General features: G+C 48.4%; 13 protein-coding genes. 4 read left to right on the forward strand and 9 right to left on the reverse strand.

The features are described 5' to 3' along the window. Position 1 precedes the first annotated feature (1 nt). The 3 genes from ccoN to BT112_RS02900 all read right to left on the reverse strand — a co-directional run bounded on the left by ccoN (position 2) and on the right by BT112_RS02900 (position 4,865). On the reverse strand, positions 2–2,200 hold the full coding sequence (ccoN, locus tag BT112_RS02890) for a cytochrome-c oxidase, cbb3-type subunit I (protein ID WP_072315858.1): 2,199 nt from the start codon (positions 2,198–2,200) through the stop codon (positions 2–4). Between the two features lie 2 nt (positions 2,201–2,202). After that, entirely contained in the window at positions 2,203–2,409 is a 207-nt protein-coding gene (gene ccoS, locus BT112_RS02895) for a cbb3-type cytochrome oxidase assembly protein CcoS (protein ID WP_072315859.1), read from the reverse strand. Between the two features lie 71 nt (positions 2,410–2,480). After that, positions 2,481–4,865: a heavy metal translocating P-type ATPase gene (locus BT112_RS02900; RefSeq protein ID WP_072315860.1), complete on the reverse strand. Its 2,385-nt coding sequence runs from the start codon at positions 4,863–4,865 to the stop codon at positions 2,481–2,483. A gap of 103 nt (positions 4,866–4,968) precedes the next feature. Here BT112_RS02900 and BT112_RS02905 point away from each other — a divergent pair, with 103 nt between their 5' ends. After that, the gene (locus tag BT112_RS02905) at positions 4,969–5,670 is read left to right on the forward strand and encodes a Crp/Fnr family transcriptional regulator (protein ID WP_072315861.1); all 702 of its coding nucleotides are present in this window, start codon (positions 4,969–4,971) and stop codon (positions 5,668–5,670) included. A gap of 6 nt (positions 5,671–5,676) precedes the next feature. On the opposite strand, the gene BT112_RS02910 is transcribed toward BT112_RS02905, so the two are convergent. After that, complete coding sequence (locus BT112_RS02910; protein ID WP_072315912.1) at positions 5,677–6,315, reverse strand: helix-turn-helix transcriptional regulator; 639 nt, start codon at positions 6,313–6,315, stop codon at positions 5,677–5,679. Positions 6,316–6,404: 89 nt separating this feature from the next. Here BT112_RS02910 and BT112_RS02915 point away from each other — a divergent pair, with 89 nt between their 5' ends. The 3 genes from BT112_RS02915 to BT112_RS02925 all read left to right on the forward strand — a co-directional run bounded on the left by BT112_RS02915 (position 6,405) and on the right by BT112_RS02925 (position 9,017). Next, a complete protein-coding gene (locus BT112_RS02915) occupies positions 6,405–7,013 on the forward strand; it encodes a superoxide dismutase (RefSeq protein ID WP_072315862.1) in 609 nt (202 codons plus the stop codon). Between the two features lie 99 nt (positions 7,014–7,112). Further along, on the forward strand, positions 7,113–7,655 hold the full coding sequence (locus BT112_RS02920; RefSeq protein ID WP_072315863.1) for a hypothetical protein: 543 nt from the start codon (positions 7,113–7,115) through the stop codon (positions 7,653–7,655). Between the two features lie 285 nt (positions 7,656–7,940). Continuing rightward, positions 7,941–9,017, forward strand: a complete 1,077-nt coding sequence (locus tag BT112_RS02925) for a hypothetical protein (protein WP_072315864.1) — start codon at positions 7,941–7,943, stop codon at positions 9,015–9,017. On the opposite strand, the gene BT112_RS02930 is transcribed toward BT112_RS02925, so the two are convergent. The 5 genes from BT112_RS02930 to BT112_RS02935 all read right to left on the reverse strand — a co-directional run bounded on the left by BT112_RS02930 (position 9,011) and on the right by BT112_RS02935 (position 12,227). Next, entirely contained in the window at positions 9,011–10,303 is a 1,293-nt protein-coding gene (locus BT112_RS02930) for a lanthionine synthetase C family protein (protein ID WP_072315865.1), read from the reverse strand. The two genes, BT112_RS02925 and BT112_RS02930, sit on opposite strands and share 7 nt — an antisense overlap. A 142-nt stretch (positions 10,304–10,445) precedes the next feature. Then, a complete protein-coding gene (locus BT112_RS21745) occupies positions 10,446–10,622 on the reverse strand; it encodes a hypothetical protein (protein WP_175545732.1) in 177 nt (58 codons plus the stop codon). Between the two features lie 173 nt (positions 10,623–10,795). Continuing rightward, complete coding sequence (locus BT112_RS21750) at positions 10,796–10,969, reverse strand: hypothetical protein (RefSeq protein ID WP_175545733.1); 174 nt, start codon at positions 10,967–10,969, stop codon at positions 10,796–10,798. Positions 10,970–11,139: 170 nt separating this feature from the next. After that, on the reverse strand, positions 11,140–11,313 hold the full coding sequence (locus BT112_RS21755; RefSeq protein WP_175545734.1) for a hypothetical protein: 174 nt from the start codon (positions 11,311–11,313) through the stop codon (positions 11,140–11,142). 248 nt (positions 11,314–11,561) lie between these two features. Further along, positions 11,562–12,227 (reverse strand): superoxide dismutase, encoded by a 666-nt coding sequence (locus tag BT112_RS02935; protein ID WP_072315913.1) that lies wholly within the window; start codon positions 12,225–12,227, stop codon positions 11,562–11,564. Between the last annotated feature and the right edge of the window lie 15 nt (positions 12,228–12,242).

The following is a 12,242-nucleotide window of genomic DNA, read 5'->3' on the forward strand; positions in this document are numbered from 1 at the left end:
TCTATTCGTTTTTAGCGGTGATACCCGGGTCTTTGATCTTGATATCGGTTCCCAGTCGCTGTAAGTAAGCGATCAGGGCTACGATCTCGCGATCCTGCATTTCTACGAACGTTTCGCCGCGTTCTTCGGCAAACTTTTTGTCTTCTTCATAAGACTTTACGAAGTCCGGATCGTTGTACAGGTTCTGTTCTATCGCCCGGGCCTGTGCTTTCATGCTCTGCTGTGCTCCTGCAATATCCTCTTCGGTATAAGGAACTCCGAGCGATACCATGGCTTCCATCTTACTTTCGGTAGCACTGCGATCGTGTTTACTCAGGATAAGCCATTTATAACTCGGCATTATAGAACCGGATGAAGTACTTTGCGGGTCCCACATGTGATTGAAGTGCCAGTTGTCCGAATATTTTCCTCCTACCCGAAACAAATCCGGGCCGGTACGTTTACTTCCCCAAAGGAACGGGTGATCATAGACGTATTCTCCCGATCTGGAATATTCGCCATAGCGTTCTACTTCGCTTCGGAAAGGACGGATCATTTGTGAATGACAGCTTACGCAGCCTTCCCTGATATAGATATCCCTTCCCTCCAGTTCGAGCGGGGTGTACGGTTTTACACTGCTTATCGTGGGAATGTTCGATTTTACCATCAGTGTCGGAACAATCTCTACGATACCACCGATAAGCACGGCTATGGTAGCGAGTATGGTGAGCTGCACGGGGCGACGCTCCAGCCAGGTATGAAAACCTTCTCCGGCGACTTTTCCTTTGGACACCCTTTGCAGGGCCGGGGCTTCGGCCAGTTCGTCGGTAACCTGGCTTCCCTTGCGCATCGTTACCAGTACATTATACACCCCGACCAGGGCTCCGAGAATATACAGGGACCCACCGATGGCACGCATCCAGTACATCGGGATGATCTGTGTAACGGTTTCCAGGAAGTTCCCGTAAAGGAGCGTTCCGTCCGGATTGAACTGTTTCCACATCGAAGCCTGTGCAAATCCGGCTACATACATCGGAAGGGTATAAAGAACGATCCCGAGTGTTCCTATCCAGAAGTGGAAATTCGCCAGGGTATTGGAATACAGTTTGGTCTTGAACATTCGCGGTACCAGCCAATAGATCATACCAAAGGTCAGGAACCCGTTCCATGCCAGTGCCCCTACGTGGACGTGCGCGATAACCCAGTCGGTAAAGTGTGCTATGGCATTGACATTTTTCAGGGACAGCATGGGGCCTTCGAAGGTCGCCATACCGTATCCGGTAATGGCTACCACCATAAATTTCAGCACAGGATCGGTACGGACTTTATCCCATGCACCGCGCAGGGTGAGCAAACCGTTGATCATACCACCCCATGAAGGTGCGATGAGCATCACGGAAAACACAACCCCCAGGTTCTGTGCCCAGTCGGGCAGGGAAGAATACAACAAGTGGTGCGGACCGGCCCAGATATAAATAAAGATCAGGGACCAGAAATGCACTATAGATAATTTATAGGAATATACGGGTCTGTTGGCTGCTTTGGGCACAAAGTAGTACATTAAGCCCAGGAACGGCGTAGTGAGAAAGAAGGCTACGGCATTGTGTCCGTACCACCACTGTACGAGGGCATCCTGCACGCCGGCGTAGACCGAATAACTCTTCAGGGCGCTTACCGGGATTTCGAGGCTGTTAAAAATATGGAGCACCGCTACGGTGACAAAGGTAGCCAGGTAAAACCACACGGCCACATAAAGGTGGCGCTGACGACGTTTGAGAATAGTTCCGATCATATTGGCCCCGAAAGCGACCCATACCAGTGCTATGGCAATATCAATAGGCCATTCGAGCTCGGCGTATTCCTTGGAAGTTGTGTATCCGAGCGGAAGTGTTATCGCCGCGGCAACTATGATCAGCTGCCATCCCCAAAAATTGAAATTGCTCAGAAAATCGCTGTACATACGCGCCTTGAGCAAGCGTTGCAGGGAATAATATACCCCGGCAAAAATAGCATTCCCAACAAATGCAAAGATAACGGCATTGGTGTGCAATGGCCTTAAACGCCCGAAACTCAACCAGGAAATGCCCTCGGTGAGGTTGGGGAACAAAAACAAAAATGCGAGTAACAGTCCGACGACCATCCCGATGATGCCCCAGAACATCGTAGCCAGCAAGAACCTGCGCACAATTTTGTTATCGTAGTAAAATTGCTCTATTTCCATATTTATGATTGTTTATTAACTGTTGTAAGCTCTTCTTTTTCTTTTTCCCGTTTCTTCTCGTCCCTGACCACCTCATCCTCAAAAAGCATCCGTACCGAAGGTGTGTAACTGTCCTGGTACTGCCCGCTTTTTACCGCAGTGATAAAGGCCGCCAGGAATACTATGGCCACTATGATACTCACCGTTATCAGGATATATATAACACTCATCGGGGGTTTGTTTATGTCGTCAAAATTACTGTCCTGTCCCCGCTCAAAACATGATAAAAGTCATGTTCGCCTTATTTTAGCTTCCTGCTTATAAAATTGGTAAGCAGTGTAACAAAGACTACAATAGTCACGGAACTCAGCGGCATCAGTATGGCGGCCACTACGGGCGACAATCTTCCGGTGACCGCAAAAGAGAGCCCTGCGATATTGTACAGGAAGGACAGCACAAAACTTACTTTCAATACTCTTATACCTTTACGTGCCACGGTTATAAACTCGGGGATATCCCGGAAGCGGGACGCATCGAGTATGGCGTCACAGGCCGGAGAAAAGGCATTGGTATCTTCGGCAATGACCACGCCGACATCGCTTTGCTGCAAGGCACCGGCATCGTTAAGTCCGTCTCCTATCATCATTACCCGGGCGCCCGCGTCCCTGTACCGCCTCACATCGTTGAGCTTGTCCTGAGGCTTACGGTTAAAAAGCATCTGCACCCCGGGAGGCAACAGTTTTTCCAGCTTTCCTTTTTCACTGTCGTTATCACCGCTCAGTATGGCCAGGCGATACTGACGGGAAAGCCTGTCGAAAAGCAGTGAGACGCCTTCTCTGTACATATTCCCGAACGTGAATTTTCCGCGGTACCCATGATCGGTAGTGATGTGTACACTGGTATGCCGGTCCGCATCGGGATCTTCTTCTTTTCCGGCAAAGCGCGCAGAACCGATGCGGATGTGTTTCTCGGTATAGGAAGCTTCTATGCCCTCTCCTTTGTGCTCTTCGAAAGCGTCGGGGGTGAGGATACCATGGCTGTCCAGTATGGCATAGAGTTGTCTGCTCAACGGATGCGATGAGTTTCGCAACGTACTTTTCAGCATACGCTCTTCATCCGCATCGAGCGTGTTGCCTTCGTAGGCAATAGCCGATGTATTGCCCCGGGTAATTGTTCCTGTTTTATCGAATATGACCGTGTCTATATGAGCCAGTCTCTCCAGGACAGAGGCATTCTTCAGGTAAAATTTCGTATTGCCGAATATCCGCACGAGATTTCCCAGGGCAAACGGAGCCGCCAGGGCCAGCGCACAAGGACATGCTATGATAAGTACGGCCGTAAAAGCGTTGAATGCCACATCGGTATACCCGGTAAAAAACCAGTAGGCAAAAGACAGTATGGCGATAAGGAGGATTACCGGGGTGAAATAATGGCTTACGGTGTTGGTCAGACTCTTGTAGCGATCTTCTTTTTTCTCTCCGAAAGTGCGGTCCGACCACAACCGGGTGAGGTAGCTTTTGGATACCGAGCTCGTGGCTTCGATCTCGAGCAAACCGGATAACTGCCTTCCTCCGGCAAACAGTTTATCGCCGGCAGATTTTACTACCGGATCGGCCTCGCCGGTTACAAAACTGTAGTCGATAAGGGCATGACCTCTGAGCAATCGGCCATCCACCGGGATGAGCTCTTCGTTACGAACCAGGAAATGATCGCCTTTTTTAAGGTCGTTGACCTGCACGGTTTCTTCCCTGGAGCCGGATATCCTGGTTACTGCAACCGGAAAATAAGATTTGTAATCGCGCTCGAACGAAAGGAAATCGTACGTTTTCTGTTGCAGGTATTTCCCTATGGTCATAAAAAAGATCAGCCCGGTGAGACTGTCAAAAAAACCGGAACCGTACCCGAAGGCTATATCTGCAACACTCCGGATGAACATTACTGCTATCCCCAAAGCTATAGGCACATCGATATTCAGCATTCCCGATCGTATGCTTTTACAGGAAGACACAAAATAATCCCAGGCGGCGTAAAACACGGCAGGAAGCGATAACGCAAACATCAGCCACCGGAAAAACGGCTTGTACTGTTCCAGCCAGAACTCTTCCATTTCGAAATATTCCGGAAAGGACAGGAGCATGACGTTACCGAAAGCAAAACCGGCTATCCCCAATTTATACAGCAGGGTTTTATCGCTACCCGATTTTCCCGATTCGAGATGCTGCAGATTGATATTCGGTTCATATCCGATAGAAGCCAGTAATACCACGATTTCCTTGAGCGAAACAGCCTGACTGTCAAATGTAATCCGGATGCTTTTCTTCGGGAAATCTACCTGGGATTCCCGGATACCTCCATGCAGTTTTTTCAGGTTTTCAAGGATCCATATACAGGAACTGCAGTGTATTCCGGGGATATAAAGTTGCGTAATATGTATGGTCCCCTCGTCGAACTCCAGGAATTTACCGGCGATCTCCGGGGTATCGAGAAAGTCATACCTGGAATTTATTTCTTTAGGACGCGATCCGGGAGTGTTCTCCAGTTCGTAGTAACTTTCCAGACCATTCCCCGCGAGTATGGAATATACGGTTTTACATCCCGTACAACAGAAATTCTTGTCGTCCTGCGTAATCTCTACTCCTTCACAGGGTGTACCGCAGTGAAAACAGTTTTTTTCGTCATGTTCCATATCCGTCTGATTTGATCACAAAAGTGAAAAACCGCTATCGGAAATAACATGATATTTGTCAGCTTATATTTTGTAATTTTACACCCTATTTCAAGTGAAGGTTATGGATAGGTGCGAGCAATGTATAGTACGCCAGTTTAGTGCGCTGAATGCACTCACGAAAGATGAACTGATGCAGATGACCGTCTGTCGCACATCGGAAAGTGTTAAAAAAGGACAGGTCCTTTTTACCGAAGGCGAGTTCCTCAAGGGCGTATATTGCATTAAAAATGGTATATGCAAGCTCACCAAACTGAGTGCCAACGGCAGGGAGCAGATCGTAAAACTGATCACCCGGGGAGACCTGCTCGGCCAGCGCAGTATTATGAGTAACGAAAAAGTTAACCTCAGTGCTATTGCCGTTACCGATATGGAGATCTGCCTGTTGCCCAGGGAAGAGATCCTGAGATCTATGGAGACCAATCGGGAGTTTTCTTCCGAGATGATACGGGACGTATGCCACGATCTTAAAAATGCCAACAATTCTACGGTAAATATGGCTCAGAAAACGGTAAAACAGCGCCTTGCCGATACCCTCCTCTACCTCTATCGTACTTTTGGTGTCGACGAACATGGCTTTCTACGGGCACAGCTTACCCGGGAGGAACTTGCCGGACTGGTAGGCACGGCTACAGAATCGCTGATACGTATGCTTTCGGGTTTCACCCGGGACGGCCTTATACAAACGGAAGGAAAGAAAATAAAACCTGCTACGGTACCGGGACTCGAAAAGATATCTAACGGTCAGGAAGGCATCACCTCCTGATCTGCGTTAATCCACAGTCTCCGCACCGATGTGGTATGCACATCTCCGGGCACCTGCCAGGATATGATCTATACGCCGTACGACGACCTGGTCGCCCAGCACGGATTGAAAGGTCTTTAATTCAGTACTGCAGAATTTCTGACACGCTTTGGCAGCTTCACATATCGGGCAGTGATTTTCCAGGAAAAGATACCCCTTGTCTGTTTTTTCATAATGGGCCATATAGCCTTCTTCGCTACGGATAGCAGCAAGTTTACGGATACGGTCTTCGAGTGTCGTATGTGTATCCATAAGCTTCTCATACCGTTTCCGGTTGTCTTCACCGGTAGCCGCGACGATCTTATCCAGGGCTTCTTCTCCCAGGCTTTCCCTGATCTGCTGAATAAGTTTTACCGTCAGACCGGGATGCGAATCCGGAAATTTGGCATGCCCCTTTCCGGTAAGCGACCATATCTGCTGCGGCCGGCCACGCCCCCTGGAAACGCTGCGGGAAGTGACCAGGCCTTCCCCGGAGAGCTTTAACAGTTGAAAACGGGCGCCCTCAGTGGTGATTTCCAACTCCGACGCCAGTTCTTTGAGACTCTTAGGTCCTTGATTTTTAAGTATCCAAATGGCTTTGTCATATACTTCAGCTTCATTTATCATAATAAACAAAGTATTTATTTGGTTTATTGTACAAATATAGTACATTTGTCATGTAAAGAACGTTTATTTATTTTAAATACGGAAAAATCATGTCATACGAATTAAAAGAATTACCGTACGGATACGATGCCTTGTTTCCCTATATCGATGCGGAGACCATGCAAATCCATCACACCAAACATCACGCCGGTTATGTCAGTAAACTGAATGCCGCACTCAAAGAAGAAAATATCCAGCCCCAAAGTCTGGAAAAACTGCTTACCGGTATTTCGGGATATTCGGCGGGTATTCGTAACAATGCGGGGGGGCATTACAACCACAGCTTATTCTGGTCGGTCCTTTCTCCCGAAGGCGGAGGAAAACCTTCCGGGGCTCTTGCCGAAGCTATCGATCGCGATTTCGGATCGTTCGGAGCATTTCAGGAAGCTTTCCGCACGGCTGCCGCATCGCGTTTCGGATCGGGCTGGGCCTGGCTTATTCTCACATCGGATCAAAAACTCAAGGTAACCTCTACGCCCAACCAGGACAATCCCCTGATGGATGTCGCCGAAGTCCGTGGACTGCCACTGCTCGGCCTGGATGTATGGGAACATGCCTATTATCTGAAATACCAGAACAAAAGGCCGGAATATATCGAGGCTTTCTGGCACATTATCAATTGGAGCGAAGTGGAGAAGCGATTCGGGAATCATTCCTGATCTGCGCTGCTTGTTCACGGGGACCGGCCTTTTCCGCCTGCCGGTCCCCTGCTCCTTGTAAAACAACAACTTTACCATCTGCGCATCACAATTTCTGCCATGGAATACTACCGAAATCTATTTGACCGGATTGTCCGCGACTGCAGTCGCGCCATATTGTCTTTTCCCGAAGATCTGTACCCCATGATTCCGGATAAGGTGCTTCTTCTCGATATCGGGAACAATACCCTCTTTCATCGCGGACAGCTCTTTCCTTATAACGGTCCGGATACGATAAGGGAATTTCTTCCGGTACCTTATATCATTGTTACCTATACCTGGTCTCCGCATTCGGATGCCCCTTTGATTTCCCCGCTTCATTTTACATTTTCCGGATGGGGCGAAAGCCTTAAACAGGCATATTCCGATCTGTATTTCAATTCCGAAGCACTATCGTATCTCCCTAAAGTCCGGGGGAAACTTCGCGTCATGCAAAAAGTCCTGGAGCTCTGTGCCCTACAGGAGATCCACAATGCATACCAGGACAAAAGCCTGGTGAATATATTCGGCTGGTTATACGATCCGGCAGAACAAAAACCGGAAGATCTCTATACCGACCTGCTTCTGACCCATGACGAAACTTTGCTCCCCCTGATGGTCTGACACAGCCTACGGCACCATACGGCTTCCTTCTTACGGAGCTCTTCGTTTTTGTCAAAAAGTTCTCCGGTGCACTATCCGTACTACGAAAAACCGTAATGATATCCGGCCGGAATTTCGTATATTCGTATTCCCCTTATCTCTTTTCGGAACATGGATTGAAAACGGAAGCCGTAATATCGTTATCACCGCCTTCGTTTTCTACGGGACCATACTGTGCCCTGTCACCGCAGGATATACTGATATATGGTTTTCAGCTCATAGACAACTAACCAAAATACACCGGTCATGAAAAAACGATTACTCCTTTTGCTGGGTTGCTGTCTTACCCTCACATCGCTTCCCGCCCAGCATTTTACGCTGAACCCCCTGAAAGATGTGCATCCCGGGAGCCGGGAGCTTTTCAGTTTTCCTTACCTTGCCGATAGTAGTGATGCCGCAGGCAGGATCAATACCTGGCTTCACGGCACCCTGCTGGAAACCCTTCCGGGAAAGTTCGAATACTCCCCTTTTGAGCGGATCTGGCCTGCGGGAACATCACGACAGGGCGTAGTGAGACTGGGATATCTGGTCTATGCCAATAACGATCGTTATTTTTCTCTCGACGTAAGCGGGGAATATTCCGGGATATACCGTGCTCCTTTTTCGGTAATCCACAACTTCGACGCACACAGCGGACGCCCGATTGCCCTGGAGGACCTTTTTACCGTGCAGGGATTGAAAAAATTACAGCAACAGACCGTGCAGCAGCGTACGGCGCTTTTAGAGGGCTTTCTGAAAACTCTCGATACTACAGCATACGACAATGCAGATCAATATCACCGGTATACCGGCTGCCTGGCTTCCGTTAAAAATGACGACCTGCTACAGGATAGGATTCTGCTCACGGGAAATTCACTGCGGCTCATCCGGAACAGCTGTTCTTCCGGAACCGAAAACACCGGGGATGTACTCGGCGATCTGGAAAACGACTTTGGTTTTGAAACCCTCAAACCCTGGTTGAGCGCTTATGGGAGGTATCTTTTTTTACCGGAAGCCACACCGCAATATGCCCCGGAGCCCGGAAAACATATCCGCATCGGTGTATACCAGGGTATCCGGGACGGACAACCTGTGCGGATCTTTATAGAAAAAGTCTACAATGACGATTCGGTACGGGCTTTTTGCTATTACAACGAGGGAACGGGACGGGTAGACCTGCAGACCGAAAGAAAACCGGACGGCTCCTATGAGTTCCGGGAAATAGGTCCGGACCAAAAAACCGTTACGGGAATATTCCGGTTAAAATACAACGGCCTGTATCGCCTGGAAGGAAACTGGCATACGCCATCGCATGCCACAGTATATCGTGTAGCCCTTTACTGAACGGGGGCTCCGATAAGCATACATTCGTTCCACCATGCAAAGCGAGGGGATGTTTCGGCCATGAGGGCAAGCCCTATCCCTGCAACACCTTCCAGTACTCCGGCTTCTGCCTGGAACGACTGCTTATTTCCGCCACGCCACTGCATATAACCGGCATACCCTTTGGGATGTACGCCCATCTGCATTCCTTTTTCCCTCCAGAATGCGGCAGCCTGGTCTAATTTCCTGTTCCCGGTTTCACGGGCCATAACCCGGTACATGTGCATCAACCCGAATGCTCCGTGGCACAATCCTGCATCGCGGATCTCCGCCTCTTCCGGATTTTTACGTAAGGCAGAATATTCGAGGGTCCTGACGGCTCTCCGGCAAAGCTCCGCTTCACCCAGCACTTTACCTGCATGCCAGAGCGAAATCCCGATACCAGGGTCTCCGTAACACCATCCCAGGCGGTTCGTCCGGCTTTTATCCCCGTTTTTGGTTATCCAGGCAGGGAATACGGAAGTTCCCGGTATACTGTGCTCCCATTGCATGATATAATGTACGGCCTGTTTCAGGAGCGGGCGGGCATATTCGAATTCCGGGAAAACAACCAGCCTGGACAGAAAATTGATCACACCGGACATCCCATGGGCCAGACTGAGGTTGTATCCCAGCAGTTTCTCTTCCCGGATCAACCAGGATTCCCATTTGCCATGATCTCCGGATATATGAGCTTCGTCTCTAAGGCGGTCTATAACTTTACGGAGCACTATGGCATAGCGGGTTTTTAATACGCCGGAACCGGTCATTCTGTAACGGATCAGGAAATAATATCCTATCCCTGTCATACCGTGTAAAAAGTCGTAAAAATTGGGATCGGTGTACTCGTCCATACACAACCCGAGATAATCTTCCAGCGGAGGTAAAAGGGTGTCCGAATGTATGGTGATAAAATTTTGTTCGCGAAGATGTTCTATGGTCCAGAGGGCTCCCGCCATCCCGGAACAATAGGTAGGCATGAGATAACCTTCGTTGATGATGTCAAAAATACGTCCTGTAATCTCCGTACCGAGATCGGCCTGGTATTCCTGCCCGGAGTACCGGGCGTAGTAGAAATGGAAAAGGGCTATCCCGGAGAGGCCGTTAAGGACTCCGATATCTGCTACGGTTGTGTATTCTTTTTCAAGTACGGCAGCTATTTCTTTAAGTTTTTCATCGATAAACTCCGCAGAATTTATCAGAGGACCGGCTGCTTTTGAGTTTTCTGATCCCGGACCTGAGGCTCCGGATTTATGATGTAAAGGCATGGTTGAGCTTTTAGGTATGAAAAGAAGAGAGGGTCCGAAAAGTATGTGTAACCTTCGGAGATTTGCGTATTTGATTTTTTCTCAGATATCTCCCCTAAAAAAAGGAGGCTGCCTTGACTTTTGAGACAGCCTCATCATGTTATCATCCGTAACAATGCATCCCCGGAGGAGGACAGGTATTCATCGGACCGTTGGTAGGACAAAAATAAGTATCCTCGCATGCAGGCCCATCCGTAAGAGCTCCTCCTTTAAGCTGTTTGCCACTGAGATTACTTACTACTTCCTTACGAAGCCGCAGATTGTGCAATGATTTTTTCATGGTACGTTGTTTTTGGAGTGGTGCCTACTCTTTTCAAAAGGTTTTCGGCGGCCCCTTGATTACAGCGATCCGGCAGCAGCAAAATATTCTGCTCCTTAACGTCCACTGTTAGTTCAGGGCCCTGAACGCATTTTATACCCGTTACAGGCCATGTTACAGTGCCCTGCAACCGGTTAATAGCAATCTATTCCGGGAGGAGGACAGGAATTTAACGGTCCGTTGGTGGGGCAGTAATAGGTGTCTTCACAAAGCGGTCCGTTCGTAGCTGCGCCTCCTTTAACACCCTTGGTGTTCAGGTTGCTTACGATCTCTTTTTTCAATTTCAGATTTTGGAGTGATTTTTTCATGGTAGGTAATTTTTGGAGTTATGTCTTTTACTTGAGAAAGGGCCCGGCTTTTCCCTTCCGTACAGGTAACAACATCGCTTGTAAAAACAAGCACATGGTCCCCTGAAAAAAACAGGGCTGTACCTTGCAAAAACAAGGACACAGCCCTATTTACAGTCTACTATTATCTATTAATAACATTGCATTCCCGGAGGAGGACAAGTATTCAGCGGACCATTGGTGGGACAGAAATAGGTGTCTTCGCAAAGGGGTCCGTTCGTAGCTGCGCCGCCTTTAACACCTTTGGTGTTCAGGTTGCTCACGATCTCTTTTTTCAGCTGTAAGTTTTTCAGCGATTTTTTCATGGTAAGTGATTTTTGAAGTTATGCCTACTCTGATCGGTTAAAGGTTTTCGGCTTCCCCTTTTTGTCGTAAGGCAAAAGATCTACGTATCCGGAAAGAGACCATTTGCATAGCAGGTTATTTTAATTAATCTGTGTTTATTTTTTGAAGGCTTTCAAACTTAGCGAATTACTCATCAAAAAAAAATCCCTGAAATCAGGGATTTTTCTTAAAATTCATAGCAGTGAATGATTATAGCAAACTGCGATTTTTACAAGGATTCCTCATACCTTCGGCTTACTTCATCCCAATTGATGATATTCCACAGTGCTTCGAGATAATCTCCGCGCTTGTTCTGATAGTTCAGATAATAGGCATGCTCCCATACATCTGCCCCGAGAACAGGAGTTCCTCTTTCGCGGACATCCTGCATCAGCGGGTTGTCCTGGTTGGGTGTGGAGGTCACAGCCAGTGTTTTCTCCGGGGTGACGATGACCCATGCCCATCCGGAACCGAATCTTCCCGAAGCTGCGCCGAGGAATGCTTCCCGGAGTTTGTCCATTCCCCCGAAATCGCGTTCTACGGCAGCCCGTAAAGCTTTCGAAGGTTTTGTTCGGGACGGGGTAAGCACAGACCAGAACAGCGTATGGTTGTAATGTCCCCCGGCATTATTACGCACAGCTGCATCATAAGCAGTTATATCTTTAAAGATCGCCTCGAGTGATGCGGGTGACTTTCCGGATTTTTCCAGGGCCTTGTTGAGCTTGGCCACATAACCTGCGTGATGTTTGCTGTAATGGATCTCCATGGTACGGGCATCTATATAAGGTTCCAGGGCATCATACGCATACGGTAAAGGGGCCTGTTGAAACTGGGCTTCGGCCTGATGATATACAAGGGCGAGCAGAATAACGAGAAAAGTGTTTACGATTTTCATCATGATATCAGGATT

Source organism: Sinomicrobium oceani (assembly GCF_900119185.1).
Lineage (GTDB): Bacteria > Bacteroidota > Bacteroidia > Flavobacteriales > Flavobacteriaceae > Sinomicrobium > Sinomicrobium oceani.

What these genes read in the sequence shown, in the direction of transcription:
- ccoN (WP_072315858.1), bottom strand. Translation starts at nt 2,200, where the DNA reads ATGGAAATAGAGCAATTTTACTACGATAACAAAATTGTGCGCAGGTTC.
- ccoS (WP_072315859.1), bottom strand. Translation starts at nt 2,409, where the DNA reads ATGAGTGTTATATATATCCTGATAACGGTGAGTATCATAGTGGCCATA.
- BT112_RS02900 (WP_072315860.1), bottom strand. Translation starts at nt 4,865, where the DNA reads ATGGAACATGACGAAAAAAACTGTTTTCACTGCGGTACACCCTGTGAA.
- BT112_RS02905 (WP_072315861.1), top strand. Translation starts at nt 4,969, where the DNA reads ATGGATAGGTGCGAGCAATGTATAGTACGCCAGTTTAGTGCGCTGAAT.
- BT112_RS02910 (WP_072315912.1), bottom strand. Translation starts at nt 6,315, where the DNA reads ATGATAAATGAAGCTGAAGTATATGACAAAGCCATTTGGATACTTAAA.
- BT112_RS02915 (WP_072315862.1), top strand. Translation starts at nt 6,405, where the DNA reads ATGTCATACGAATTAAAAGAATTACCGTACGGATACGATGCCTTGTTT.
- BT112_RS02920 (WP_072315863.1), top strand. Translation starts at nt 7,113, where the DNA reads ATGGAATACTACCGAAATCTATTTGACCGGATTGTCCGCGACTGCAGT.
- BT112_RS02925 (WP_072315864.1), top strand. Translation starts at nt 7,941, where the DNA reads ATGAAAAAACGATTACTCCTTTTGCTGGGTTGCTGTCTTACCCTCACA.
- BT112_RS02930 (WP_072315865.1), bottom strand. Translation starts at nt 10,303, where the DNA reads ATGCCTTTACATCATAAATCCGGAGCCTCAGGTCCGGGATCAGAAAAC.
- BT112_RS21745 (WP_175545732.1), bottom strand. Translation starts at nt 10,622, where the DNA reads ATGAAAAAATCATTGCACAATCTGCGGCTTCGTAAGGAAGTAGTAAGT.
- BT112_RS21750 (WP_175545733.1), bottom strand. Translation starts at nt 10,969, where the DNA reads ATGAAAAAATCACTCCAAAATCTGAAATTGAAAAAAGAGATCGTAAGC.
- BT112_RS21755 (WP_175545734.1), bottom strand. Translation starts at nt 11,313, where the DNA reads ATGAAAAAATCGCTGAAAAACTTACAGCTGAAAAAAGAGATCGTGAGC.
- BT112_RS02935 (WP_072315913.1), bottom strand. Translation starts at nt 12,227, where the DNA reads ATGAAAATCGTAAACACTTTTCTCGTTATTCTGCTCGCCCTTGTATAT.